Origin of the sequence: Rhodopseudomonas telluris (genome assembly GCF_042432815.1) — a bacterium.
GTDB lineage: Bacteria > Pseudomonadota > Alphaproteobacteria > Rhizobiales > Xanthobacteraceae > Rhodopseudomonas > Rhodopseudomonas telluris.
Genome location: NZ_JBHLWM010000001.1, coordinates 1,262,919 through 1,288,934, shown reverse-complemented (window position 1 = coordinate 1,288,934; position 26,016 = coordinate 1,262,919). Strand labels below are relative to the sequence as shown.

The window sequence follows — 26,016 nt, the reverse complement described above, 5'->3', positions numbered from 1 at the left end:
GGCCGCAGCGCGTGGGATGGAATGGATGACGGCGCAGATCGAGGGCGAATTCGACTATATCGTGGTCGGTGCGGGCACCGCGGGTTGCATCGTCGCCAATCGGCTGTCGGCCGATCCGAACTGCCGGGTGCTGCTGCTGGAAGCCGGCGGCCGCGACAACTGGATCTGGTTTCACATCCCGGTCGGCTATCTGTTCGCGATCGGCAATCCGCGCTCGGACTGGATGTTCAAGACCGATCCGGAGCCCGGCCTCAACGGCCGGTCCCTCGCCTATCCGCGCGGCAAGGTGATCGGCGGCTCGTCGGCGATCAATGCGATGATCTCGATGCGCGGACAGGCCGCCGACTACGACCATTGGCGCCAGCTCGGCCTCTCCGGCTGGGGCTGGGACGACGTGCGGCCGGCGTTCCGGCGGCTCGAGGACCATTTCCTCGGCGACAGCGAGCATCATGGCGCCGGCGGCGGCTGGCGGATCGAGGCGGCGCGGCTGTCCTGGCCCATCCTCGACGCGGTGGCGGATGCGGCGGGCGAGATGGGCATTCCGCGCAGCGCCGATTTCAACACCGGCGACAATGAAGGCGTCGGCTATTTCCACGTCAACCAGAAGCGCGGCCGGCGCTGGTCGTCGGCGCGCGGCTTCCTCAAGCCGGCACTGCACCGCAAGAACCTGCGGCTCGAGACCAACGTGCTGACCGAACGAGTCATCGTCGAGAACGGTCGGGCCGTCGGCGTCCGCTTTCTGCACAATGGCGCAGCGGTGGAAGCGCGGGCGCGGCGCGAGGTGGTGCTGTGCGCGGGTTCGATCGGCTCGGTCCAGGTGCTGCAGCGTTCGGGTATCGGACCGGCCGAATGGCTCAAGCCCCTCGGCATCGAGCCGGTGCTGGATCGCCCCGGCGTCGGACGCAATCTGCAGGACCATCTGCAGCAGCGCGCGATCTATCGCGTCAGCGGCGGCCGCACGCTCAACGAGATCTATCATTCGCTGCCGCGCCGCGCCTGGATGGGCATCGACTACGCGTTTCGCCGCCGTGGCCCGCTGACGATGGCGCCGTCGCAGCTCGGCATTTTCACCCGTTCCGATCCGCATCAGGAGCGCGCCAACATCCAGTTCCACGTCCAGCCGCTCTCGCTCGACAAGTTCGGCGATCCGCTGCACCGCTTCCCGGCCATCACGGTGAGCGCCTGCAATCTGCGCCCGACCTCGCGCGGCGAGATCCGGATCAAGACCGCCGCGCTCGACGCGGCGCCCTCGATCGCGCCGCATTATCTCGAGACCGAGGACGACCGCCGCGTCGCCGCCGACGCGATCCGCGTCACCCGCCGGCTGATGAAGCAGGCGGCGCTGGCGAAGTATCAACCGGAAGAGTATCTGCCGGGCCCGCTGGTCGGTGACGACGACGCATCACTGGCCAAAGCCGCCGGCGATATCGGCACCACGATCTTCCACCCGGTCGGCACCGCCAAGATGGGTCTCGCCAGCGACCCGATGGCGGTGGTCGACGACCGGCTGCGCTTCCACGGCCTGCAAGGCCTGCGCGTCGTCGACGCCTCGGTGATGCCGACGATCACCTCCGGCAACACCAACACGCCAACGGCGATGATCGCCGAGAAAGGCGCGGAGATGATCCTCCAGGACGGGAAGTGAGTCCGGCGGGACGCCGCCCCGCCTAGCTCGCAAACGTAGCCTGATCACAGTCAGACCAAAGGAGAACACGTCCGAAATTGGACATGGGGTTTGCGCGGAACAAACTATCATCCGATCAGCGGTCGGATCGTTGATAATCGTTATCAGATCGCGACTTTGCGGCTTTCGAGAGTCATCTTGCCCGAGTGGCATTTTGCATCAGAGGCAAGCAAATGGTCGACGTGCATGCCCCGCAGGGAGTCCGATCTCCATGGCGACAATGGCGCTGGCTGCTGGCGGTGCTGATCGCGGATTTGCTGGTGATCGTGCTGGTCTCGCTTTCGATCTGGCACAGCTATCGCGTCCACGAAGAGGCCGCCGCCGTCACAACCAGAAACACAGCCCGGCTGCTGAGCCACGATGTTGCGGCCGGCCTCGACAAGATCGATCTGGCGCTGCTGACGCTGAAGGACGAGCTTGAAACCAAGCAGGAGCTGGTGAGTCCCGGCGCGATCGCAGCCGCGGCCGACCGCCAATTTCGTCGGCATCGCCGGTTGGAATTCCTGCGCGTGACGAACGCGGCCGGCGACGTTGTGGCAGGCTCGGGCTTGCCTGAAGGCAACCGGGTCAACGTATCGCAGCGCAACTACTTTCTGCGTCTTCGCAACTCGACCGATGCCGGCCTCGTCGTATCCGAGCCGCTGCAGAGCTACGGCGACAAGATCTGGTCGATCGTGCTGGCGAGACGCCTGGATCGCAGCAACGGTGATTTCGCCGGCGTGGTGTTCGCGGTCGTTTCGCTGAAATCGATTCAGGATCTGTTCAGCAGCATCGATCTCGGAAGAAAGAGCGCAATCAGCCTCCGCGCACTCGATCTGTCGACCGTCACCCGCTTCCCGCCGCCAGAAGCGGCAGGCATCCTGCCCGGCGACAAGAGCGTCACGGCGGAGTGGCGCGCCCATCTCGCTCGATATCCAAACTCCGGAACATACTACGCCGTCAGCCTGGACAAGGTGCCGCGGCTGCTGTCCTACGACAAGGTTCCGAACTATCCGTTCTATGTCGTCGTCGGCCAGTCTCCGACCGACTACTCGTCGAGCTGGAGGAAGGAACTCGCCGCGACGGGGGCGCTGACGCTGGCGATCATCGCGACGTCGCTCGTTGTCGCATACGGCTGGCGCCGGCACAGCATCGACGCGCGTCGAATCGTGGATCTGCAGGCGCGCGCGCTGCAATCCAGCCGGGAGCACCTCAAGCTGGCGATCGACGGCGCCGACATGGGCACATGGACCGCGCATGTGACGATGCAGACCACGACGATCAGCGAAAAGGCGCGTGGGATTCTCGGCGGCCCCGCGGAAGAGACCACCGACACCGCTTACTTCATCGGTCTCGTTCATCCCGACGACCGCAAGATCGTCGGAGCAGCGATCCGCAAGGCGATCGACTATGGCGCGATGTTCGAGGTTCGCGCCCGGATCAAGCATCCCGTGCTCGGCTTCCGCTGGGTCCACGTCACCGGCCAGTGGCTCAGCCAGAGTGGTGCCCGCGACACCATGATCGGCATCATCCGCGACATCACCTCCGAAATCGACGACATCGACGCGCTCAAACGCGCCAAGGCGGACGCCGACGCCGCGTTGGAAGCCTATGCGGCGAGCGAACGCGAGCTGCGCCAGCTCACCTGCAGCCTCGAGCAGCGGGTGCAGGACGAAGTCGCACGGCGCGAGGCCGTGCAAGCACGGCTGGCGCATGCCCAGCGGATGGAGGCGATCGGCCAGCTCGCAGGCGGCATCGCGCACGACTTCAACAATGTCATCCAGGTCGTGCAGGGCTGCGCCGAGATGATCGAAGCCGCTCAGAACAATCCGCCCCAGACCCGCCACATGGCGCAGATCATGCTCGACGCGTCGACGCGGGCCGCCGCCATCACCAGCCGCCTGCTCGCGTTCTCCCGCCGCAGCGATCTCAGCGCCGATCAGGTGGACGTCTATGCGATGCTCGAATCGCTCGAACAGATGCTGTCGCACACGCTGGGCGACGGTATCGCCATCGAACTGCTGATCGAACCCGGCCTGCCTGCGCTGAAGGCCGACAAGTCGCAGCTGGAAACCGTGCTCATCAACATCGCGGTCAATGCCCGCGACGCGATGAATGACACCGGGACGCTGTACATCTCGGTCTGCTCGGAGAGGATCGAGCAAGACCACGAGCACGGCCAGATCACGCTGCTGGCGCCGGGGCCGTATCTGCGGATCACCATCTCCGACACCGGCGCCGGCATGACGCCAGAGGTGCTTGCGCGGGCGTGCGAGCCGTTCTTTTCGACCAAGGAGATCGGACAAGGCACCGGTCTCGGTCTGGCGATGGCCAAGGGCTTCGCCGAACAGAGCGGCGGTGCGCTGGACATCGAAACCGAGCTTGGGCGCGGCACGTCGGTGAAACTGTGGTTCCCCGCGGCCGAGGCCGACACCGGCCGTCCGGTGCAGGACATCGCGCCAGCCCCGCAGACGCGGCGGCGCAGCGACACGACGCTGCTGATCGTGGACGACGACCCTCTGGTACTCGATATCCTGGTCCGCCAGATGCAGCGGCGCGGATTTGCCGTGCGGCGCGCCGCGTCGGCCGTGACCGCACTCGATCAACTCGATGCCGGCATCGATCTCGTGATCACCGATCTGTCGATGCCGGGCATGGACGGCTTGGCGCTGATCGAGGAAATCCACCGCCGCAGGTCGGGCTTGCCGACTATTCTGCTGACGGGTTTCCCCGGCAAGGCGCTCCACATCGAGGCCAGCAAAACCTGCGTTGTGATGCGCAAGCCGGCGAATGCCGATGACCTCGCCCGGCAAATCGACGACATGGCCGGCGACTCATCGACTCCGCAGCGCGTGCTCGAGCGGACGTCGTAGCTGCGCCTATGCCGACTTGCGCATCGCGTTGTCGACGAGGGTCTTGCCGAGCGACCAGATCGCGCCGGGGACCTTGTGGCTGTCGGCGATGACCTGATCGAACGAGCGTTCGATCCAGGCGCAGTCGTCTTCGGTGATCGTCAGCGGCGGCAGCAGCTTGATGGTGTGCAGGCCATGGCCGGCCACCTGCGTCAGGATCTTGTGATCCTTGAACAGCGGGACGGTGATCAGCTGGACGAACAGGCCCTTGTTGGCGCTTTCCAGCATCGTCCACGAGGCCTTCAGCCGCAGCGACTTCGGCGGACCGAACTCGACGCCGATCATCAGGCCCTTGCCGCGGACTTCCTTGAGCAGCTCGTAGCCCGGGACCATGCGGGTCAGCGCCAGCCGCAGCTCGGCGCCGCGCTTGGCGGCAGCCTCGACCAGCTTCTCGGCCTTCAGCACCTCCAGCGTCGCAATGCCGGCGGCCATTGCCAGATCGTTCTTGGCGAAGGTCGAGCCGTGCACCACCGCGCGGTCCATGCGGTTGAATATCTTGTCGAAGATCGACTTGCGCGTCAGCACCGCGCCGACCGGGACGTGGCCGCCCGACAGCGCCTTCGACAGCAGCACCATATCGGGCTCGACGTTCCAGTGCTCGACCGCGAGGAAGCGGCCGGTGCGGCCCATGCCGGTCTGGATCTCGTCGGCGACGAACAGCGTGCCGTAGCGCTTGCACAGCGCCGCCGCGCCCGGCAGGAACTCGTCGGTGGGCATGTTGACGCCCTTGCCCTGGATCGGCTCGACGATGAAGGCGGCGACCTCGCGGGTCGACAGCACCTTCTCCAGCGCGGCGAGATCGTTGAACGGGATCGTGGTGACGCCCGGCAGCAGCGGCCCGAAGCCGCCCTGGAAATTCTGGTCGTCGGTCAGCGACAGCGCGCCGTAGGTCAGGCCGTGATAGCTGTGATCGCAATTGACGATGCCGTTACGGCCGGTGGCGCCACGCGCGAACTTGATCGCCGCCTCGACGCTCTCGGCACCGGAGTTGGCAAAGAACACCTTGTCGAGATACGGCACCTGCTCGAGCAAGCGCTCCGCCAGAATGCCGGCCAGCGTCGAGACGTCGAGCTGCACCAGATTGGGCAGGTCGGCGTCCAGCACGCTCTGCAGCGACTTGCGCAGCACCGGATGGTTGCGGCCGAGCGCGAAAACGCCGAAGCCGCTCAGCAGGTCCAGGTAGCGCGCGCCATCGCGATCGTAGAGATACTGGCCGACGCCCTTCTGGAAACCGACGTCGTAGCCGATAGTCTTGAGGACACGGACGAGCTGCTCGTTCAGATGCCGCGCGTGCATGTTGCTGCGCTGCGACTCGCGGGCCGCGAACATCTCGGCGAGGTCTAAATTCGGCTGGTTCATGGGCTAGTTACGTCGCTTGTTGGAGCCGCCGTCAACACAAAAGGCAGACGTCGTACCGCGCTCGAGCTTTCTTTCCGGAATTGTGATGCGCGAGCGACATGCCAATATTGCGGCAGTGGCCCCGCGGCTTACGAAAGACGCCCCCACCTTCGTATAGTCCGATCCGGCGGGGCGGCGCCAGCCCCGTAACGCCCCCTGCGGCAATCGTGACAGCTTGCACCGTGCGGCACCGGTTTCCTCCTCCGGAACGCGGCGGCAAGGGAAAACTCCTCCCCTGCCGGTCGCGTCCAAACAGGTGGCGAAGTCGCCCTCGCCGACTCAGAGATCGGTGTCGCCGCTTTCGTCGATGTGCCGCGGCTTGCCCATCAGCGCCGGCTGGAACAGCAGCACAGCGCCCAGCGTGGTCAGCAGCGACAGTGCCAGCAGCTTGCCCATGCTCGCGGTGCCCGGATGGTTCGACAGCCACAGGCTGCCGAACGCGGTCGCGGTCGTCAGCGCGCTGAAGAAGATCGCCCGGGTGAGCGCCGACTGCAGCAGATTGGTGCGTCCCGAGCGCCACGCCGTGACGTAGTAGATCTTGAACGCGACGCCGACGCCGAGCAGCAGAGGCAGCGCGACGATATTGGCGAAGTTCAGCGGCAGATCGATCAGCACGCAGATCTCCAGCGTCACCGCGCCCGCCACCAGAAGTGGAACCAGCGTCAGCAGCACGTCCGTGAAGCGCTTCAGGGTGATCCACAGCAGCAGCGAGATCGACAGCAGCGCCCACAGGCCGGCCTGAATGAACGAGCCGACGATGGTGTCGCCTGACTTCAGGATCGACACCGGCCCGCCGATCGCGTTCGGCTCGACCTTCAGCACCGCCGCGGCGAATTTGCGCAGCGTGTCGTTATCGTTCGGATCACCATTCGGCAGCACCTCGACGCGGGTCTGACCGTCCTTGGTCTTCCACGACGACACGATGTCCGGCGGCAGGTTCTCGAGCGTGACCGGCTGGGCCTGCAGCATGCTGCGCAACTGATCGAGCGCGATCTTCAGCGGCGTCACGAATACCGCCTGGGCGTGCTCGCGCGTCGCCTGGTCGGCGGTCGCCAGCGCCGCGAGGGCCTTGGCGAGCCGCCGCGCGGCATCAGCGCCCGCACCGCTGGCATTGCCGGCGGTCTTGCGCAGCGCTTCCGCCGAGCTGTTCAGCGAGTCGACGTTTTCCTTGTCGGTCGGCGGCGGATCGACCTGGTCCGGATTGAGGGCCGGCTCCAGCACCTTGGCGCCGGCCTGGATCAGCTTCAGCTTGGCCGGCTGGTCGGCCGGCACGAAGGTATCCAGTGACAGCGTGCGCGACACTTCCGGCAGCTTCGACAGCTTGGCCTCGATCTGGCGGGCATCCTGCTCCGACGACGCCATCACGTTGACGGCGTTAGCACCGGTATTCGGATCCTTCCGCAGGTCGAGGAAGGTCGCGATCGACTCGACCTTCGGGTTCCGCAGATTGATCGGGTTGAAGTCGAACTGCATGTAGTAAAGCAGCGGCAGGCCGGCGAGCGAAACGCCGATGGTGCCGGCGATGATCGCAATCCGGTACTTCTCGAGGAAGTGGTCCACCGGCGCCAGGAACGCGTAGCCGAGCGGCTCCTTCTCGCCGGGCGGGTTGAGCAGCTTGATCAGCGCCGGCAGCACCGTGATGCTGGACAGAAACGCGATCGCCATGCCGGCGCCGGCGATCTCGCCGAGTTCAGAGATGCCCTTGTAGGACGTCGGCAGGAACGACAGGAAGCCCGCGGTGGTCGACATCGCCGCCAGTGACAACGGCACGGCCGAATAGTCGGCAGCCTGCACCAGCGCCTTGTCGAGGTCTCCGGTCTTGTGACGCTCCGATCGGTAGCGAACGCTGTACTGAATGCCGAAATCAACCCCGAGACCGACGAACAGCACCGCGAAGGCAATCGACAAAAGGTTCAGCGAGCCGACCATCAGCAGTCCGACCGCGGTGGTGATCGCAAGCCCGACGAACAGGTTGGCCGCGACGGCGAAGATGATCTTCGACGAATGCAGCGCCAGCCACAGGATGAACAGCACCACGACGACGGTGCCGATGCCGTTGACGACGGCGCCATCCTTGACGGTGGCGAACTCCTCGTTGGCGATCGGCACCGGGCCGGTCAGCCGGACCCGCGCGCCAAACTGTTGCTCCAGCTTGAGGTCCACCGCAGCCTGGCGAATCGCGTCGGTCGCGTCCTTGCCGGGCTCCAGCGCCTGGAAATCGAGGATCGGCTTGATCTCAATGAACTGTCGCTTGTCGCCATCGGTGAGCGGCTCGGGGCTGCTCAGCCCGCGCCAGGAGAAGAAGGTCTCGCGCTTGGCGAGGACATCCTCGACGGTCTGGCTGATGGTATTGAATGGTGCCGCAGCACCGTCGAGCTTGACCTGGCCGCGTTGGACGCCGACCAACCCGGTCTCCAGCGCCGCCGTGAGACCACGGATGCTCGGGTCCCCGGCCATGATTTCGATCAGCGGAACCGCCGACTGGAACTGGCCGGTGATCTTCGCAACTTCTTCGGTCGGCAGGAAAAGCAATCCGTTGCGGTCGAAGAACGGCCCCCCGCCGAGCCGCTTCACCGACTCGAAGTTCTTGGTGTTGCTCGACAATTTCTGGAACAGCGCCGCCGCGGCGGCGTTGGCGAATTCCGGAGTCGGCGCTTCCACCACCGTCAGGATCAATCTTTCCTGATCGAATGCCTTCTCGAAAGCGATATCACGCTTCCGCCAGTCGAGATCGGCCGAGATCAAATGATTGATATCGGTGTTGATGGCGAAGTGTTTGAAAGTATAGAAGCCGCTGGCGATCGCCAGAAGTACTCCGATCGTGACAGTAATAGACGCAAACCGGGTGCTGGCTTTGACAACGGAAACGACGGCACTTTTCAGCACATTTGCTCTTTCTATTGCTATCGGCTTGCCTAGAATGCGGCGGCTCCGCCGGGTATCGGAAGATGATCGAACTGGCCTCTGTGTTCCAGCGACCACAGAACCAGGAAATACCCATGAAGCCCGCGGGCGTCGTGGCCGGAAGTAATCTTAACAGGCAGGATTGCCAAGGGCGTTTTGATGAACGGCCCGCGGGAACCCTGCGCCGCCTGCGTTGTGGGTGTCACCGTACCGACTAGATGTGGTATGGGATTTGCCGATAATGTTGCCAGGATACGGAACAACGATGAGCGTGGTGCCCTTTGTCTGACGTTCGCCCTCTCGAAGTCTTTCTAGCCCAACCCCGCGGATTCTGTGCCGGCGTCGTTCGTGCGATCGAGATCGTCGAGCGCGCGCTGGAGAAATACGGCCCGCCCGTCTATGTGCGGCACGAGATCGTGCACAACAAATACGTGGTGGAAAGCCTCAAGGCCAAGGGCGCGATTTTCGTGGAGGACCTGTCCGAGGTGCCGCCGAAGGCCGTGACGGTGTTCAGCGCCCACGGCGTGGCGCGCAGCGTTGAGGAAGAAGCCGCCGCACGTGACCTCCCGGTGCTGAATGCAACCTGCCCGCTTGTGACCAAGGTGCACAACCAGGGCAAGCGGTATACGTCGAAGGGTCGCACGCTGATCCTGATCGGCCACGCCGGCCACCCCGAGGTCGAGGGTACGATGGGTCAGGTTCCCGGCCCGGTGCTGCTGGTGCAGAACCTGCAGGACGTGGCGTCGCTGACGCTGCCGTCCGACACGCCGGTGGCCTATATCACCCAGACCACGCTGAGCGTGGACGACACCAAGGACATCATCGCTGCGCTTTCAAAGCGATTCTCGGATATCCAGGGCCCGGACACCCGCGATATCTGCTATGCCACGCAAAACCGGCAATCGGCGGTGCGGGACATGAGCAAGCTGGTCGACCTGATCCTGGTGGTCGGCGCCAACAACAGTTCCAATTCGAATCGGCTGCGGGAAATAGGTACCGAAGCCGGCATCCCGAGTTATCTCATTGCCGACGGCAGCGAGCTGAACCCGGAATGGCTCGTCGGCAAGAAGGCGGTGGGCATCACCGCCGGCGCGTCCGCGCCAGAAGTCCTGGTGGACGACGTGATCGAAGCGCTGCGCCGGATCGTTCCGGTGACCGTGTCGATGCTCCCGGGCCGCGAGGAAAACATCGAGTTCGTTCTGCCCGCGGAGCTGGCAACGGCCTGATCCGCACATCGACGATTTGAATGAGAGAGAAGTACACGTAATGGCAATACCGTTTCACAAGGAGATCGTGATCGGCAGCTACCTGCTCAAGCAGAAGCTGCTGGGACGTAAGCGTTATCCGCTGGTGCTGATGCTCGAGCCGTTGTTCCGCTGCAACCTCGCCTGCGTCGGCTGCGGCAAGATCGATTACCCCGATGCGATCCTGAACCGCCGCATGACCGCGCAGGAGTGCTGGGACGCCGCCGAGGAATGCGGTGCGCCGATGGTCGCCATCCCGGGCGGCGAACCGCTGATCCACAAGGAGATCGGCGAGATCGTGCGCGGCTTGGTGGCACGCAAGAAGTTCGTGTCGCTGTGCACCAACGCGCTGCTGCTCGAGAAGAAGCTCGATCTGTTCGAGCCCTCGCCCTACTTGTTCTTCTCGGTGCATCTCGACGGCCTCAAGGAGCACCACGATCAGGCGGTGTCGCAGAAGGGCGTGTTCGATCGCGCGGTGTCGGCCATTAAGGCCGCTAAGGCGCGCGGCTTCGCAGTCAACGTCAACGCGACGATCTTCGACAACCATCCGGCCGAAGAGATCGCCAAGTTCCTCGATTTCACCGCAGAGCTGGGCGTCGGCGTCTCGATGTCGCCGGGCTATGCCTATGAGCGCGCGCCGGATCAGGAGCACTTCCTGAACCGCACCAAGACCAAGAACCTGTTCCGCGACGTGTTCGCGCTGGGCAAGGGCAAGAAGTGGAACTTCATGCACTCCGGCCTGTTCCTGGACTTCCTGGCCGGCAACCAGTCGTTCGAATGCACCCCGTGGGGCATGCCCGCGCGTAACATTTTCGGCTGGCAGAAGCCCTGCTATCTGCTCGGTGAAGGCTACACCAAGACCTTCAAGGAGCTGATGGAAACCACCGATTGGGACACCTACGGCACCGGCAAGTACGAGAAGTGCGCGGACTGCATGGCGCATTGCGGCTACGAGCCGACCGCCGCGGCCGCCTCGCTCAACAACCCGCTGAAGGCCGCCTGGGTGGCGATTCGCGGCATCCGGACCTCGGGTCCGATGGCGCCCGAGATCGACCTGTCGAAGCAGCGCCCCGCTCAGTACATCTTCTCCGAGCAGGTACAGAAGAAGCTGTCCGAGATCCGTCGCGACGAAGCCTCCGAGGCCAAGGACAAGCGCCAGCCGCAGGCCTCTACCGCGGCCTAATCGCGGAAGCAGCTCACAAATAAAAAAGCGCGGCCCACGGGCCGCGCTTTTTGTTTGGGATGGGATGGGATGGGGCGGTCTCGGATGCTCGGCCAGTGCCGCGGCGGTCATCCCCGCGCTCGGCTGTCATCCCCGCGAAAGCGGGGATCCAGTATCCCAGAGCGTCGCGAATGGTCGCCGAGGCTATGGGTTACTGGATCGCCCGGTCGAGCCGGGCGGTGACATTGGTGAGGGGCTCGTGCGAGCGTCAGGCCTCGGCGACGAGACCGGCGCGGCCGAGAACGGCGTCCATCATGAAGCTGCGGCAGCCGCGCAGGCTGCGGAGCGCGCGATTGAAGTCGATCCCGGTGGTCACCAGCGAGCGGATCGACGTGGGGTGACGCGCGAGGCCACGCAGCACCTTGCGCAGATCGACGTCACCATTCGGCTTGATCGCGGTGGAGACCACCTGTGGCAGGCTGCGATTGGCAGGGTCGCTGATCACCCGGAGCGCCGCGAACGGCAGATTGGCCGCAGCGGCGTAGTCGGCAGCGATGTGGCTTTCCATGTCCACCGCAGCCGCGCCCGTCTCCGACCGCAGCGCCGCCTTGGAATCGCGAGCAGCCACCACGGCTTCGACGCCGACCAGCCCGCCGCGTACGACGCGCTGCCGGCCGAGACCGGCGCTTCGCAATAATTCGTCGCTCAGGGAAACTTCCGAGGCCCAGCGGCGTTCACCCGCCACAACTTCCGTCGCGATGACGACATCGCCGGCCTTGAGCGACGGGTCGAGACCGCCGGCCACGCCGAAGCTGATGACACCCCGGATCGAGGTGGCGTCGAAGCTCGCCATCATGCGGCGCAACTGCTTCGGATCGCTACTGCTGCAGATCACGGTAAGACCCGGACCCTCTGCGATACGCGCTTCCTGTATCAGCCCCGTCACGATCAGAACCGGCCGCGGATCCCTGTCCGCAACCGCTTCATTCCTAGCCCCCAGAATCACATTCCGACCCCTACGACCTTGCTGTTCGTGGATCTCAAATTTCGATACCGCGCCAGCGCCCAGAGCGGAAAGAACTTTGAGTAGCCATGATAACGCAGATAAAACACGCGCGGAAAGCCCGTACCGGTGTAGCGCTGCTCGTCCCAGAGTCCTTTTTCGGTCTGTGTGCCTTTTAGGTACTCAATCCCGCGCGCGACGGCTGGATGATCGACTTCCCCTGCAGCCATCAACGCAAGCAAGGCCCATGCCGTCTGCGAGGCCGTGGAGGCTGACCTTTCGTAGCCCCGGTAGTCCAGACGGTAGCTGACCGCATCCTCGCCCCAGCCGCCGTCCGGGTTCTGGATGGAGGCCAGCCACTCGACCGCCTTGCGGATCGCCGGGTCCTGATGGTCCACGCCCGCGGCATTCAGCGCGCACAGCACCGACCACGTTCCGTACACGTAATTGAGGCCCCAGCGGCCGTACCACGACCCGTCCGGGAGCTGCGTCTTGCGCAGATATTCGACGCCGCGCGCCACGGCCGGGCTCGACTCGGGTGTCTCGCCGAGTTGCGCCAGCATCGACACGCAGCGTGCGGTCACGTCCTCAGTCGGCGGATCGAGCAGCGCGCCGTGGTCCGAGAACGGGATGTTGTTCAAATAATACTCGGTGTTGTTCACGTCGAAGGCAGCCCAGCCGCCGTCGTCGCTCTGCATCCCCTCGATCCACTCACGAGCGCGGGCGATGGCGGTGTCGTAGGCCGGATTCGGCGCGTCCTTGCGGGCGCGGTCGAGCGCCATCACCACCACGGCGGTGTCGTCGAGGTCGGGATAGTGGCCGTTGTTGTACTGGAACGCCCAACCACCCGGACGGACGTCCGGCGCCTTGGCGGCCCAGTCGCCCTTGAGGTCGAGCACCTGGCGCGGCAGCAGCCAATCGAGCGACGGCCGCACCGATTGAGCCCCCTCCGCGCGATCAGCCTCGAACACCGCGTGGCTGGCCAACGCCGTATCCCAGATCGGCGAGACGCAGGGCTGGCAGTAGGCCTCGTCGCCACGATCGACCAGCAGCAGCTCGATGCCGCGGCGCTGGCAGGCCCGCGGCGGATAGTCCTCGCCGTAGCCGAGCGCGTCGTACATCATCACGGCATTGGCCATCGGCGGGAAGATCGCCCCGATGCCGTCCTCGCCGTTGAGGCGCTCTTCGAGGAACGCCAACGCCTTCTCCATCGCGAGCTTGCGATATTTCTTCGGCATGAACGGCTCGATCGCCCGCAGCACCGCGTCGATCGAACCAAACAGCTTGAACAGAAAGGCGTTCTGATGCGGCGCCTTGGCCAGCAGGCCAATCGATTTCGGATCCTGCAGGAACAGCTCATCGATGCCGACGCCCTTGGCGTTGCGCGCCAGCGGCTTCAGCACCGACAGCACCATCAACGGCACGATGGTGGTGCGCGCCCAGTACGAGATCTTGGTCAACGTAAATGGCGACCATTTCGGCAGCAGCATGATCTCCACCGGCAGCACCGGTACGGCGCGCCACGTGGTGACGCCGTACATGGCCAGCATGAAGCGCGTGAATACGTTGCTGTGGATCGCCCCGCCGCGCGAGCGGATCGCCTCACGGGCGCGCACCATGTGCGGCGCATCGATGTCGTCGCCGATCATCTTCAGCGCGAAATAGGCCTTCACGCTGGCGCTCATGTCGAAGTCGCCTTCGTGAACCAGCGGCCAGCCACCATGCGCGCCCTGGGTGCGGCGCAGATAGACGGCGATCTTGGCCTCAAGCTCGGTGGCGACAGGCTCGCCGAGGAAATGGCGCATCAGCACGTACTCGGCCGGGATCGTCGCGTCCGCCTCGAGTTCGAAGACCCAGTGGCCGTCGTTGCGCCGGAAGCCCATCAAGGCACTGCGTGCGGCGTCGATCGACGCCTCCAGCGTCCTGCCGCGTTCAGCGCCCGAACTGTAAATGCCGGAATCCATTTTTTCGTCGTCTCCGTGGTCACCGGCCCGGCGAAACCGCCCGGGCCTAGCCCCGTGCCAGCACCAGATCCGCGGCGCGATTGCCTGACCGGACCGACCCTTCGATGGTGGCCGGCAACCCCGTATCAGTCCAATCGCCTGCGAGGAACAGGTTTTTCCACTGGGTGACCGGCCCTGGACGCAGGGCGTTCTGGGCCGGTGTAGCCTCGAAGGTCGCACGACGCTCGCGGACAATTTGCCACGGCGGTAGATTCGCCGTGATACCGGCGACCTTGCAGATCTCGGCCCAGATTTCCGCCGCGAGCTGATCGCGCGGGGCATCGACGAGACGGTCGCCGTTGCTGATGGTCACCGACAACCGGTTCGGGAAAGCGAACAGCCACTCCACGACGCCGCCGATCACGCCGGTCAGCGCCGGCATGCCGGGCGGCGGCGCATAGGCGAAATGGGCGTTGACGATCGCCCGGTACTTCTGCGGCGTCGTCAGGCCTGGCAGCAGGGACGCAGCCGGGCGCGGCGGCACCGCCAGCACCACGGCATCGTCCGGACCGACCGTCACCACGTCCTCGCCGCCGAAATTCAGCCCCCCGACGCGGTCGCCCGCGGCGGTGAACGACCGGAGCTCATGGCCGAACTGTACCCCGGGACCGCTACGCTTGAGCAACTCGACCGCCGGCTCGACCAGCACGGCGCTCAGGCCGTCGCGGGCGATCAAAGGCCGGCAAGCCTGGCCGCCCGCCATTAGGGTCTCGCGCACCACGGCGCCGGCAAGCCCAGCCGAACCTTCCGGCGGATCGACGTTCAGCGCGGCGAGCAGCAGCGGCGCCACCAGGCGATCGTAGAGCGGACCGCAGCACGGGATGGTATCGCCGATCAGCTTGCTGGTCGGCGCCCACATCAGGGGAGCCAGCGCGAGATAATCGCTGATCGCGGTGTCCGGCACGCGGCGCTTGGCATCGAACAGCCACAGCGGCAGCCGGCCGCTGCCGAGATCGAGATTCCAGCGCGCATTCGACTTCAGATCCATGAAGTCGAACTCGGCACCGGCCGGGCCGACCAGCCCCGCCTCCGTGCCGATCGAGCGCGCATAGTCGCGCGCGGCATGGTTGCCCGACAGCAGCAGATGGTTGCCGTTGTCGATCACCAGATTGGTCTGGGCATCGAAATACGAGCGGCAGCGGCCGCCGGCCTGCTGCATCGCTTCGTGAACCCGGACGGTGAAGCCCTTGCGGGCGAGCCGGGTCGCGGCCGCAAGACCGGAGATTCCAGCACCAATGACGTGAACGGTTTTCGACATCACACGATCGCGTATTGCAGAAGAATGCCGATCTTCGCCGCCTTGCCGAGCTTGACCGGCGCCCGCGGCGGCGCAAAGCCGCGCGCGATCAGCAGTTGAAGAATCGAGAAGTAGTACTTGCCCATGATCCGCGGCGCCTTGACCACGCGACGCGGATTGCGGCTCATCACCACGTCGGCCGCGTCGAAATGCTTGAGCGCCCGCGCGACCAGCGGGGCGCAGACGTTCGGCAGCGCCGGATCCTCTGCGACCGTCATCGGATCGAGGCTGCTGATGCCGGCCGCAAGCAGGCCCTCGCGCGGCAGATACAGCCGGCCGAGGCCGGCGTCCTCGTCGATGTCGCGCAGGATGTTGGTGAGCTGCAGCGCGCGCCCGAGATGGTGCGCCAGCAGGATGCCGTCCTGCTCCGGCAGCCCGAAAATCCGTACCGACAGCCGGCCAACTGCGCTGGCGACCCGATCGCAGTAGAGATCAAGCGTCGCGTCGCTGGGCGCACGGATGTCGGCGGTGACATCCATTTCCATGCCGTCGATGATCGCAAGGAAATCCTCGCGCTTCAGCCCGAAGGCGCGGACCGACTGCTGATAGTCCGCGAGCCGCGGCGGCGGCGAACCGCGGTACAGCGCGTCGATATCATCGCGCCAGCGCTGCAGGCCGGCGGCCCGCACGTCGCGCGGCTGATCGGAATCGGCGATATCGTCGACAAAGCGGCAGAAGCTGTAGACCTGGAACATTGCCTCGCGCTGTGGACGCGGCAGGATGCGCATCGCTGCGTAGAAGGAGCTGCCGACGGCGACGCCCTGGTGCTCGGCGGGATCGGACGTGGTTTGCATGGTCATGCGCGCGGCGCCGGCTTCGACACCGGCCCCCTTCCGAAGGTGCGGCGTGCGATTTCCGATCCGAGCGCGCCGACCGAGGCGAACAGAAATTCGATCGGCTTCAGATGCACGCGCTCGCTCAGCGGATCGCGCACCTTCAACATCTTGACGATACGATCGGCGAAGCTCTGGATGACCGAGACTTCGAGCCCGAGGCGGAAGTCCTTGACCTCACCGGCCAGCGGGCGGCCCTCGCCGAGCAGTACGTCGTTGCGCGCGGCCAGGCCCTGCAGGCATTGCAGCAGCGCCGGCGAGGACTTCAGCAAGCCAAGCTCATCGACCTTGGCGCCGACTGCGTCCAGCGCATCGCGCGGAAGGTAAACGCGGTTGAGATTGCGATAGTCCTTGCCGCAATCCTGCAGGTGGTTGTTGATCTGGAGGCCCGCGCACAGCGCATCGGAGGCCGGCCAGGTCGATGTGCTCTCGCCATGGACGTCGAGCATGAAGCGGCCCACCGGCATCGCCGAATAACGGCAATAGTGGATCACCTCGTCCCAGTCTTCGTAACGCAGCTTGGTGACGTCCATCCGGAAGGCGGTCAGCAGATCGAGTGCGTGGCGCGGCGGCATCCCGCGCGCCGCCAGCGCCTTGCGCAGAATCACCGCCTCGGCCTGGGTCTCGCCGCGGCCGAGCAATTCGGCTTCGAGCAGATCGAGAAAGCTGAGCTTGGTCGGCGCATCGAGCATCGCATGATCGGCGATGTCGTCGGCGGTCCGGACGAAATTATAAAAGGCCAGAATCAACTCGCGATGCCGCGGATGGATGATCCACGACGCGACCGGGAAGTTCTCGTCCCGGTGGGTCTTGCCGGATCGCAATTCGCTCGCAGACGTCATCGTTCTGGCTAACGCTCGCTTCGGACATGGACGTCCGGACACCCGAGGTCGGACGCTCAAGTTCGGACATGGAAAAACGCCGCGAACGGACCCTCCCGGTATCCCGGGCTGATCCGTTCGCGCACGCCATATACGGGAAATTCGCCGGTGAAACCAACGATATTGACGCGGGCCGGTTGCGACCAGACAACTCCCGCCTCAGATCGTAACCGCAAAGACGCAGCGGGCCATCGGCCCGCCCGCCCGACGAATGCGATTATTGGCCGTGATTGAGCAACACCTGGTTGCAGGCGCGGCTGATCTTCGGACGGTTTTCCTTGAGGCAGGCGAGGATGGCGAAATCGCCCTGGTCCATCAGTGCACGGCAGTGACGCGACACGTCCCGCGAGCAGGCGGCCTGCTCTTCGGGCGTTCCGCTGCGCTGCTGCTGTTGCTGTTGAGCATAGGCGCCGGTCGACACCGGGACGAGCAGCAACGTCAGCGCAACCAAGATCTTATGCATTTTCTTCCTTCGGTGGTGCGGGGATTGAATCAAGCGTCGATTAGCGGCAATGCGGAGCCAGCGGCTGCGAAGCGCGATCGACTCGGGATATAGAGCCTTTCAGCCCCGAATGCGGCCGAATTTGCGCCGATACTGCGACACATGCGACCATGTTTCAAATGCAGTCGGAAGACCCAAGGATTTCTTCGCGGGACGTTGCGAATTTGCGACAATTGCGGCCTGTTCCACGCGCGGCCGGCCGTTGCCGGCGTGCTACACTCCCGGTTTGCTTTTCGCCGGGTTCGTTTGCACGGAACCAAGCGCGATATTATTTGATTTGAACCTGTCGGTACGCAAAGACACTAACAGGCTGATACGGCGCAGCGTCGTTTCGGCACGATCTTTTCAGGGGTAGACAAGAATGACACTGCTTCGTTCATCCTCTTCGCTTCATGCGCTGAAGGCCGCTGGCGTCGCCGCTGCGATGCTGCTGTCGGCCTCGGCCAGCTACGCCGAGGGGCCGTTCGCAGGCTTCGAGGGCGCGTGGTCCGGCACCGGCACCGTCGCGCTGTCCGACGGAACGAAAGAGCGGATCCGCTGCCGCGCCACCTACAAGGTCGGCGGCGGCGGCAACCAGCTCGCCCAGACGCTGCGCTGCGCCAGCGACAGCTACAAGTTCGACCTGTCCGCGGACGTCGCCAGCAACGGCGACCGCATCTCCGGCAACTGGAGCGAATCCAGCCGCAACATCAACGGCAACCTGCAGGGCAAGGCCGGCGGCGGCACCATCGAGGTGTTCGTCGAGGCTGCCGGCTTCGCCGCCAGCATCTCGCTCACCACGCGCGGCAACAAGCAGTCGGTCGCGATCAGCTCCAAGGGCGACATCCGCGGCGTCAACATCAGTATGACGAAGGGCGGCTGATCGCACGCCCTTCGTATGCACCGAATTGAAACACTGAAGCCCCGGACGGATCGTCCGGGGCTTTTGGTTTTGAGCGATGCTCTCGTCATACCCGGCCTTGTGCCGGGCATCCACGCCTTGCTGAATAACCGCGCCAAAGGCGTGGATGGCCGGCACAAGCCCGGCCATGACGAACGCAAACTCTGCGCTCTGCGAGATCGTTGGCGGGCAGCCCGCCAGGACGCGCCTCAGATCGACTCCGCGGCGCCCTGCTCCGGCAATTCAAGCTCCAGCAACGCCGAGCTGAGGCTCTTGCCGTGGGCGTCGAGCGCGAGCGAGCGCGTGACGCCGCCGCCTAGCGCGTTGGTCAGCACGAAGTTCAGCGCGGCGATGTTGGGCAACTCGTAGCGCGTGACCTCGCCGTGGACGATGCCGGCGAACAGCGCCTTGACGCGCTCCGGCGTCACATGCTCGCGGAGAAATGCGTAGTTCGCCGGATCGAAGGCGATCACCGAGATGTTCGAGGTGTTGCCCTTGTCGCCGGTGCGGGAATGAGCGAGATCGCGCAGCTTCATGGCGGAAATCTCCGGATTATATCGCAGGCAGGCCGCGGCGCGGGCCGATTACACGTCGAACATCTGCAGCGTCGGCGACGCTAGCTTCTTCGGCACCAGCACCGATGCCACTGCGATCACTTCGCGCGTCGCCTTGAAAGCCCCGCCACCGCCGGCCGGCCCGTTAGTGTAGAGCGTCTCAACCTCGTTGCCGACCAGCACCGCGTCCTCGCGGTTGGCCGTGCGGCCGGCGACGCGGATTCGGACCTCGTAGGGCTCGTGCTGCCTCGACAGTTCGGCGCCATGCAGCGCGTCGATGCCGATCAGGTCGTAGCGAACCTCGTCGAGCGGAACGCCGCAGAGCGCGAGCCGCTCGCGAACGATATCGAGCGCGAGCCGCGCCCGGGCAACCGCGCCGGGGCCCGCATAGGACATCTGCCCCTCACCCACATAGCTGTCGATGAAACCGACCGAGGTCTTGAACGTGTCGCTGGCTGGTTTGCCGGTGGCGCCGGAGACGCGGACGCGATCGGGACCAACCTGCTCGATCCGGACCTGCGAAAAATCCGCGATGACGTCTGGCTGAATGTAGTTGGCCGGATCGTGGATCTCGTACAGCAACTGCTCCTTGCAGGTCGCCTCCGTCACCGCGCCACCAGAGTCCGCCACCTTGGTGATGACGACGTTGCCATCTTCACTGACCTCGCCGATCGGGAAGCCGAGCCGCGCCAGACCCTTGATATCCTTGAAGCCCGGATCTGCGAAGTAGCCGCCGGTGATCTGGCCGGCGCACTCAAGCAGATGGCCGACCAGGACGCCCTTGCCGAGCCGGTCCCAGTCGTCGAGCGCCCAGCCGAATTCGTGGATCAGCGGCGCCAGGAACAGTGCCGGATCGCTGACGCGGCCGGTGATCACGACGTCGGCGCCCGCTTCCAGCGCCCGAACGATCGGCTCGGCGCCGAGATAGGCGTTGGCCGACAACAACCGGTTGCCGAGGTCGCCGACGCGACCCTCGAACTCCAGGAACGGCAGATTGCCGTCGCGGCATGCGTCCAGCACATCGTCGCCGGCCACCGCGGCGATCTTCGGCGTCTTCACGCCGAGATCCTTGGCGATCCGCGCCGTCGCCATCGCCGCGGCGCGCGGATTGGCGGCGCCCATATTGGTGATGACCTTGATGCCTCTGGCCTTGCAGATCGGCAGCACGGCGCGCATCCGCCGCTCCAGCAGCGGATCGAAGCCGGCTTGCGGGTTCTTCAACTTGTCCTGCTGCGCCAGCGCGATCGTCCGCTCGGCGAGGCACTCGAAGCCGAGATACTGGATGTCACCTTTTTCGGCGAGTTCGACCGCGGGCTCGATGCGGTCGCCCGAATAGCCCGCGCCGGAGCCGATCCTGATGGTTCTCACGCGGGCACCTCCATGGTCAGGGCGGACAGATGCCGAAGGCCAGGGAGGCGAATGTCATCACCACCCGTAGCTTCGCTGTGTCCCGACGAAATCCGCCTGCGTTCGGCCGACCGACGTCGTCAGATCACCGAGCCCGCCTTGCGCGCACCGCGCAGCCGTTCGGCCGTGCTGATCAGCCACATCGCAGTCGGACGCAGGATGAACAGGTCGGCGATCAGCGCCGCCACCATGGCGAAGGCGCTGAGCCAGCCGAATAGCCGCAGCGACGGCAGATCCGAGAACACCGTGACGCCGAGGCCGCAGGCCAGCACCACCGTGGTCAGGATCAGCGCCGGGCCGACCAGCACGGTCGCACGCTCGACCGCCAGCGCGGCGCTGGTGCCCGGCGGACTTTCGAGCCGCAGCCGGTTGAGGAAGTGAATGGTCGCGCTCAGGCCGAGGCCGAACGACACCGTCAGCGCCACCACGCTGGCGAATTGCAGCCCCTCGCCCATCAGCCAGAGCAGCGTTCCTGACAGCACCACCGGGAAGATGCCCGGCAGGATGCAGGCCAGCATCACCACCACGGAGCGGAAGGCGAGCCCGATAAACACCGCGACCAGCAGGAATTCGATGGTGAGACCGTGGTTGAGCTTGGAGATCATGTCGGCGCTGTTGCGCGCGGCGATCGCCGACAGACCGGTGACCGCGACTTCATAGCCCGGATACTTCTTGCGCACCGTATCCAGCGCGTGGTCGAGTTTCTGCACCACCGGCAGGATCTGCGCGGAGTCCAGATCCGGCACGCGGCCTGACACCACCACCGCGGTCTGGTCGGCGGAGATGAAGCGCCGCGTCAGATGCTCCGGGATGACGTCGACATATTCTTTCAGCGTCGCGACGTCGTTGGTGTGCGCCTTCTCGGCGAGCCAGCGCCGCAGCGTCTCCAGCGACCAGACGTTGCCGACGCCGGCCTGCTTCTCGACCATGCTGTGAACGTCGGCAATGACCTGCAGGGTTTCAGGCGAGTACAGCGTCTGGCCCTTGGGGAATTCGATCAGCACGTCGATCGGATTGGCGCCGGTCAGCTTGGCGTCGAGCCGGTCGCTGGCCTGAACCGCCTGCTCCTTGTCGGGCACCTGATCGGCGAGCCGGTAGCGCGGCTCGAGGTTGGCGTAGATCACGCCGAGTCCGCCGACCAGCAGCAGCGCCAGCACGCTGAATAGCCCGGGATGACCGACCATCCGCACCGCGATGAACGCGCAGAACCGGCGCAGCGCGTTGACGCCGAGGTCGGCGCTCTGGAACTTGGCCGCGAAGGCCTGCTCGTGGCGGACCAGCAGCACGCCGAACACCGGCACCAGCGACAGCACCGCGATCAATGCGATCACGGTGGCGACGAGGCCCGCCTCGCCGAAGGCGCGGATCAGTTCGGAATCGGAGAACTGCAGCGCGATGAAGGAAATGCCGGCGGTGGCGTGGGTCAGCACGCAGGCGGGCCCGACCACGAGCACGGCGTTCCTGAACGCCGTGTATTTGTCCTCGCCGGCGATCAGCCGGTCTCTGGCCGCGAAGGTGAGCTGCATCGAGTCCGCGAAACTGATCACCATGATCAGCGGCGTCATCACGTTGAGGAACATGTTGAGGCTGAAGCCGGCCCAACCAAGCACGCCCAGTGACAGCAGGATCGCCAGCAGCGGCGGGAATGCCGCGATCACCATGAATGAGATCTTGCGGAAGAACAGGATGGCGATGATGCAGCCGGCCAGGATGCCGGCGATGTTGTAGATCAGACCGTCGCGCTCGACCGCGTTGCGGATTTCGAGCTGCATCACCGGCACGCCGGACAACTGCCGCGACAGATTGCTGCCTTCGAGATCCTCGGCCATCACCTTGCGGATTTCGCCGATGGTCGTCGACAACTTGTTGTTGCTGACGATCTCGGGCGACAGCGACAGCACGATCAGCGCGAGCGTCCCGTCCTCAGACAGCAGCTTGCCGCGGATGATCTCGTTGCTCTTCACGGTCTGGATGAACTTGTCGTACGCCTCGCCTTCCGGCAGCTCGTTCGGAAACAGCGCGGCGGGCAGCTTGCCGGGCTCCGGCGCCTGCCGCGCCGAGAACAGCGAGATCAGGCCGCGCACGCCGTCGACGAGCTGCAGATCGGTGACGAGGTCGCGCACCTTTTCGAGGTTTTCGCGCTCGAGCAGCGTCTTGCCTTCGACCACCACCAGCACGTCGTATTCGGTCGAGGGGAAGCGCTTGGTGACCTCTTCGTACTGCTTGAATTCCTTGGTGTCGGACCGGAACAGCTGGCTCAGCGAATCGTCGATCTTGATCCGCTGGATGCCGAAAATGGCGGCCACAACCAGCGCGACGAGGATCAGGCAGGACAGGATGGGCGCGCGGACGGCGATCAGCCCCATCCGCTCGAGCCCGAAGGCGATGCTGAGCCTTCTGCGCTTCAACTCGTCGACTTCGGCGTCGTTGACGTTCTTGTGCAGCATGCTCTGTTCCGTTCTGGCGATCGTCCAAGTCCGCGACAATTCCGGCACGATTGCGACGTTGTCGCACCGAAAGACGCCGAGCATGCCGGTTCTGATCGAATCAGACCCGGCGCTCTAGGATAATTTCGACGCGTTTTCGTGATGCGAACCGGACACCACTTCGCTCGAAAACGCTGCCTTCCGTGACGACATGGGATGAATTCGTGGTGTGGAGTACAGCCCTGAGGCCCCCTGCGAGGGAGCACACGGGGCACACTCGATCAGATTCGCGCGGCCCGCGCGATCCGTCGCCATGCCGCGCGTCACACGGGCGCCGTCAGCTCCGGTGCGGAGGCACCTTCCCCGCTTTCGTCCTTCAGGGCAACACCGGACACGCCCCGTGACAGCGCCTCACGCACCAGCCACGCGATCTTGAACGCGGCCTCGTCGGCCGAAATGCCGGCGGCGTGAATGTTCGAGACACAATTGCGGTCCGCGTCGGTGAGGCCGAGTTTGGGTCCGAGCGTCACATAGGCGCCGAGGCTGGCCGGCGCCGACAAGCCAGGGCGCTCCCCGATCAACACCAGCACGATCCGGGCGCCGAGCAGCGCGCCAATCTCGTCGCCAAGCGCCACCCGGGCGCCGGTGGCAACGACCGCAGGGCCAACGCTGATGCCCGCGGCGGCGAGCCGCGGCAGCAGACGGCGGACCACCTCGACGGCCTGAGCCGAGACCGCCACCGGCGACAGGCCGTCGCCGACCACGATCGCCAGATCGGCGGCCGAGGCCTGCGGCTCCAGCACGGCCCGGGCGGACGGATCGAGCTGGCGGCCGAGATCGGGCCGCGCCAGGTAGTCCCGACGGCTGCCCGCCCGGCTCGCAACCTGCAACGGCGTCAATCCGAGCGCCCCGAGATCGGCGGCGATCCCCTCGCCATCGAACGGCGCATGCACCGCATCCCTCGCCCGGGCATGAGCCAGCGTGAAATCCAGCAGCGCGTCGGTGGTCAGGCTGACGCCGGATCGCCCCAGCGCCACCCGCGCCGGGGTGAGGCGGCGCAGATCGGTGAAGGAGCGCGGAGTCATCGAAGACGAAGTCATGCTTGCACCCTTTGCGGCCCGCGCGGCGCCGGACGACAGGAGAAAACAACCGCCATCCCGCTACTCCGCCGGCACCGAGGCTTCACGCAGCCGGATCGAATAGTTGGACGCGTTGGCTTGGCCACGCGACGCATCGCGCGCATAGATGATCAGATGGTGAGCCACCACCATCACCAGCAGCAGGTTTTCGATGTCGCCACGGATCAGGCGCTTCAGCGCGAACTTCCAGAACGCCAGCTTGTAGTCGCCGCGAATGCCGATCTGCCAGATGATGTTGCGCAACATGATCATGCCGCGCTTGATGTTCGCCTTGGAGGCACGCTGCGGCGTCCGCGGATGCAGGCGTGTCGCGTAGGCGTTCTCGATCTGATACTCGTAACGCTTCAGCAGCGACTCGGGCTCGTAGGCCCGCGCCATGCAGTCCTTCCACATCGTCACGACCTGGTCGTGCGGCAGCAGGAAGTCGACATTGGACTCGCGATTGTCGTCGTGGACCAGCCGGCCTTCGCGCTCCAGCCGGTCCCACAGCGGCGTCTTCGGCAGCGCCTGCAGCAGGTTGATGGTGAGCAGCGGAATCTGCGACTGCTCGATGAACTGCATCAGGAATTCGCCGGTCTCCGGCGTGTCGGTGTCGAGGCCGAGAATGATGCCCGACACCACTTCGATGCCGTAGCTCGATATCGTCCGCACGCCTTCGAGGATCGGGACCATCATGTTGTGGTCCTTGTGCATCGCCTTGAGCGCGGTCGGGTCAGGCGTTTCGATGCCGCAGAAGATCGTGCAGAAATACGCCTCGCGCATCAGCGACAGGATCTCCGGTCGCTTGGCGATGTTCAGCGTCGCCTCGCAGGCGAGCTGCAGCTGGAAGCCGGTGCGCTTCTGCCACTCGACCAGATGCGGCAGCAGGTCGAGCGCGGCCTTGCGGTTGCCGATGAAATTGTCGTCGACGAAGTACACCGAGCCGCGAACGCCGCATTCGACCATGCGGTCGAGTTCGGTGATGATCTGCTCGGGCGTCTTCAGCCGCGGATTGCGGCCGTACAGCCCCGGGATGTCACAGAATTCGCATTGATACGGGCAGCCCGACGAATATTGCACGCTGCCGAGCAGATATTTGCTGCATTCCGCCAGCTCATAGGCCGGGATCGGAAACAGCGTCATGTCCAGCCGATCTTCGGTGGTGAACACGATCTGCCGCGGCGGCCGGGTGACATCGTGCGCCAGCCGCGCGATCAACTGATCGGTGGCGTCGCCGAGCTCGCCGACGTGCAGATAGTCGAAATTCGGGTAATGATCCGGGCAGGCGCTGACCGAGGGACCGCCGATCGCCACCGGCAGATCGTAATCATGCGCACGCCGGCAGATGTCGGTCATCTGCTGGCGCTGGATGTGCATGCCGCTGACGAACACCGCGTCCGCCCATTCGAAATCGGCCGGGGTCGCGGCGCGAATGTTCTCGTCGATGAAGCGAACCGACCAGTCTTCGGGGAGATAAGCCGCGATCACCAACAGGCCCTGCGGCGGCATGAAGGCGGCAACGCCGTCCATCAGGGGGTAGGAGTTCTGAAAAGTGCCGAACGACTTAGTGTAGCGTGGAAAGACGCACAGAATGCGACGGCTGGTATTGCCGGACTCAGCTCTCATCAGACTCCCCAAGGAACAAATTCTGGAAACCCGTCCTTGATTGTTAGCCGGAGCGCGGGAACGGTTCGAATGACGGGCTTAATTCAAGCCGTCTGCCATAACTTCCAATGACGAATCTGGTTCCGAAATCCCCAAAACAATACCGGTCGCAGGCGCGCTATGCCGATCTAATCACGGCACAATTGGCACGGCCACCGATTTCT

Annotated in this window: 18 protein-coding genes; 5 read left to right on the top strand and 13 right to left on the bottom strand. The window is 65.0% G+C overall.

From position 1 onward, the window contains the following. The first annotated feature begins 25 nt into the window (after positions 1 to 25). Both ACFFJ6_RS05845 and ACFFJ6_RS05840 read left to right on the top strand, forming a co-directional pair. Positions 26 to 1,645: a GMC family oxidoreductase gene (locus ACFFJ6_RS05845; RefSeq protein ID WP_378385294.1), complete on the top strand. Its 1,620-nt coding sequence runs from the start codon at positions 26 to 28 to the stop codon at positions 1,643 to 1,645. Between the two features lie 212 nt (positions 1,646 to 1,857). Continuing rightward, positions 1,858 to 4,536 carry a response regulator gene (locus ACFFJ6_RS05840; RefSeq protein WP_378385292.1) on the top strand — a complete coding sequence of 893 codons (2,679 nt, stop codon included), beginning with the start codon at positions 1,858 to 1,860 and terminating at the stop codon, positions 4,534 to 4,536. Positions 4,537 to 4,542: 6 nt separating this feature from the next. Here ACFFJ6_RS05840 and hpnO read toward each other — a convergent pair whose 3' ends face one another. Continuing rightward, a complete protein-coding gene (hpnO, locus tag ACFFJ6_RS05835) occupies positions 4,543 to 5,934 on the bottom strand; it encodes an aminobacteriohopanetriol synthase HpnO (RefSeq protein WP_378385290.1) in 1,392 nt (463 codons plus the stop codon). Positions 5,935 to 6,252: 318 nt separating this feature from the next. Then, the gene (gene hpnN / locus ACFFJ6_RS05830; protein WP_378385288.1) at positions 6,253 to 8,859 is read right to left on the bottom strand and encodes a hopanoid transporter HpnN; all 2,607 of its coding nucleotides are present in this window, start codon (positions 8,857 to 8,859) and stop codon (positions 6,253 to 6,255) included. 299 nt (positions 8,860 to 9,158) lie between these two features. Here hpnN and ispH point away from each other — a divergent pair, with 299 nt between their 5' ends. Continuing rightward, on the top strand, positions 9,159 to 10,103 hold the full coding sequence (gene ispH, locus ACFFJ6_RS05825; protein ID WP_378385286.1) for a 4-hydroxy-3-methylbut-2-enyl diphosphate reductase: 945 nt from the start codon (positions 9,159 to 9,161) through the stop codon (positions 10,101 to 10,103). A 40-nt stretch (positions 10,104 to 10,143) separates the two neighbouring features. Continuing rightward, on the top strand, positions 10,144 to 11,304 hold the full coding sequence (gene hpnH, locus ACFFJ6_RS05820) for an adenosyl-hopene transferase HpnH (protein WP_378385284.1): 1,161 nt from the start codon (positions 10,144 to 10,146) through the stop codon (positions 11,302 to 11,304). A 247-nt stretch (positions 11,305 to 11,551) separates the two neighbouring features. Here the strand turns inward: hpnH and ACFFJ6_RS05815 are convergent, their stop codons facing one another. From ACFFJ6_RS05815 to ACFFJ6_RS05790, 6 genes are all read right to left on the bottom strand, one after another. Beyond that, the gene (locus ACFFJ6_RS05815; RefSeq protein ID WP_378385282.1) at positions 11,552 to 12,289 is read right to left on the bottom strand and encodes a phosphorylase; all 738 of its coding nucleotides are present in this window, start codon (positions 12,287 to 12,289) and stop codon (positions 11,552 to 11,554) included. Continuing rightward, on the bottom strand, positions 12,286 to 14,250 hold the full coding sequence (shc, locus tag ACFFJ6_RS05810) for a squalene--hopene cyclase (RefSeq protein WP_378385280.1): 1,965 nt from the start codon (positions 14,248 to 14,250) through the stop codon (positions 12,286 to 12,288). The genes ACFFJ6_RS05815 and shc overlap by 4 nt, the downstream gene beginning before the upstream one ends. A gap of 46 nt (positions 14,251 to 14,296) precedes the next feature. Continuing rightward, positions 14,297 to 15,547 carry a hydroxysqualene dehydroxylase HpnE gene (hpnE, locus tag ACFFJ6_RS05805; protein WP_378385278.1) on the bottom strand — a complete coding sequence of 417 codons (1,251 nt, stop codon included), beginning with the start codon at positions 15,545 to 15,547 and terminating at the stop codon, positions 14,297 to 14,299. Next, the gene (gene hpnD, locus ACFFJ6_RS05800; protein WP_378385276.1) at positions 15,547 to 16,386 is read right to left on the bottom strand and encodes a presqualene diphosphate synthase HpnD; all 840 of its coding nucleotides are present in this window, start codon (positions 16,384 to 16,386) and stop codon (positions 15,547 to 15,549) included. Before hpnD ends, hpnE begins: the two co-directional genes overlap by 1 nt. Further along, on the bottom strand, positions 16,383 to 17,261 hold the full coding sequence (gene hpnC, locus ACFFJ6_RS05795; protein ID WP_378385274.1) for a squalene synthase HpnC: 879 nt from the start codon (positions 17,259 to 17,261) through the stop codon (positions 16,383 to 16,385). The genes hpnD and hpnC overlap by 4 nt, the downstream gene beginning before the upstream one ends. A gap of 256 nt (positions 17,262 to 17,517) precedes the next feature. After that, positions 17,518 to 17,763, bottom strand: a complete 246-nt coding sequence (locus ACFFJ6_RS05790; protein WP_378385272.1) for a hypothetical protein — start codon at positions 17,761 to 17,763, stop codon at positions 17,518 to 17,520. Between the two features lie 400 nt (positions 17,764 to 18,163). Here ACFFJ6_RS05790 and ACFFJ6_RS05785 point away from each other — a divergent pair, with 400 nt between their 5' ends. Then, positions 18,164 to 18,664 (top strand): hypothetical protein, encoded by a 501-nt coding sequence (locus tag ACFFJ6_RS05785; RefSeq protein ID WP_378385270.1) that lies wholly within the window; start codon positions 18,164 to 18,166, stop codon positions 18,662 to 18,664. Positions 18,665 to 18,891: 227 nt separating this feature from the next. Here ACFFJ6_RS05785 and ACFFJ6_RS05780 read toward each other — a convergent pair whose 3' ends face one another. The 5 genes from ACFFJ6_RS05780 to hpnP form a co-directional block, all read right to left on the bottom strand. Then, the gene (locus ACFFJ6_RS05780) at positions 18,892 to 19,218 is read right to left on the bottom strand and encodes an AtuA-related protein (protein ID WP_378385268.1); all 327 of its coding nucleotides are present in this window, start codon (positions 19,216 to 19,218) and stop codon (positions 18,892 to 18,894) included. Between the two features lie 48 nt (positions 19,219 to 19,266). Further along, positions 19,267 to 20,604 carry an acyclic terpene utilization AtuA family protein gene (locus ACFFJ6_RS05775; RefSeq protein ID WP_378385266.1) on the bottom strand — a complete coding sequence of 446 codons (1,338 nt, stop codon included), beginning with the start codon at positions 20,602 to 20,604 and terminating at the stop codon, positions 19,267 to 19,269. A gap of 119 nt (positions 20,605 to 20,723) precedes the next feature. After that, positions 20,724 to 23,090: an efflux RND transporter permease subunit gene (locus ACFFJ6_RS05770; protein ID WP_378385264.1), complete on the bottom strand. Its 2,367-nt coding sequence runs from the start codon at positions 23,088 to 23,090 to the stop codon at positions 20,724 to 20,726. 302 nt (positions 23,091 to 23,392) lie between these two features. Then, on the bottom strand, positions 23,393 to 24,169 hold the full coding sequence (gene eutC, locus ACFFJ6_RS05765) for an ethanolamine ammonia-lyase subunit EutC (RefSeq protein WP_378385262.1): 777 nt from the start codon (positions 24,167 to 24,169) through the stop codon (positions 23,393 to 23,395). 60 nt (positions 24,170 to 24,229) lie between these two features. Next, positions 24,230 to 25,813: a hopanoid C-2 methylase gene (gene hpnP, locus ACFFJ6_RS05760; protein ID WP_378385260.1), complete on the bottom strand. Its 1,584-nt coding sequence runs from the start codon at positions 25,811 to 25,813 to the stop codon at positions 24,230 to 24,232. Positions 25,814 to 26,016 lie beyond the last annotated feature (203 nt).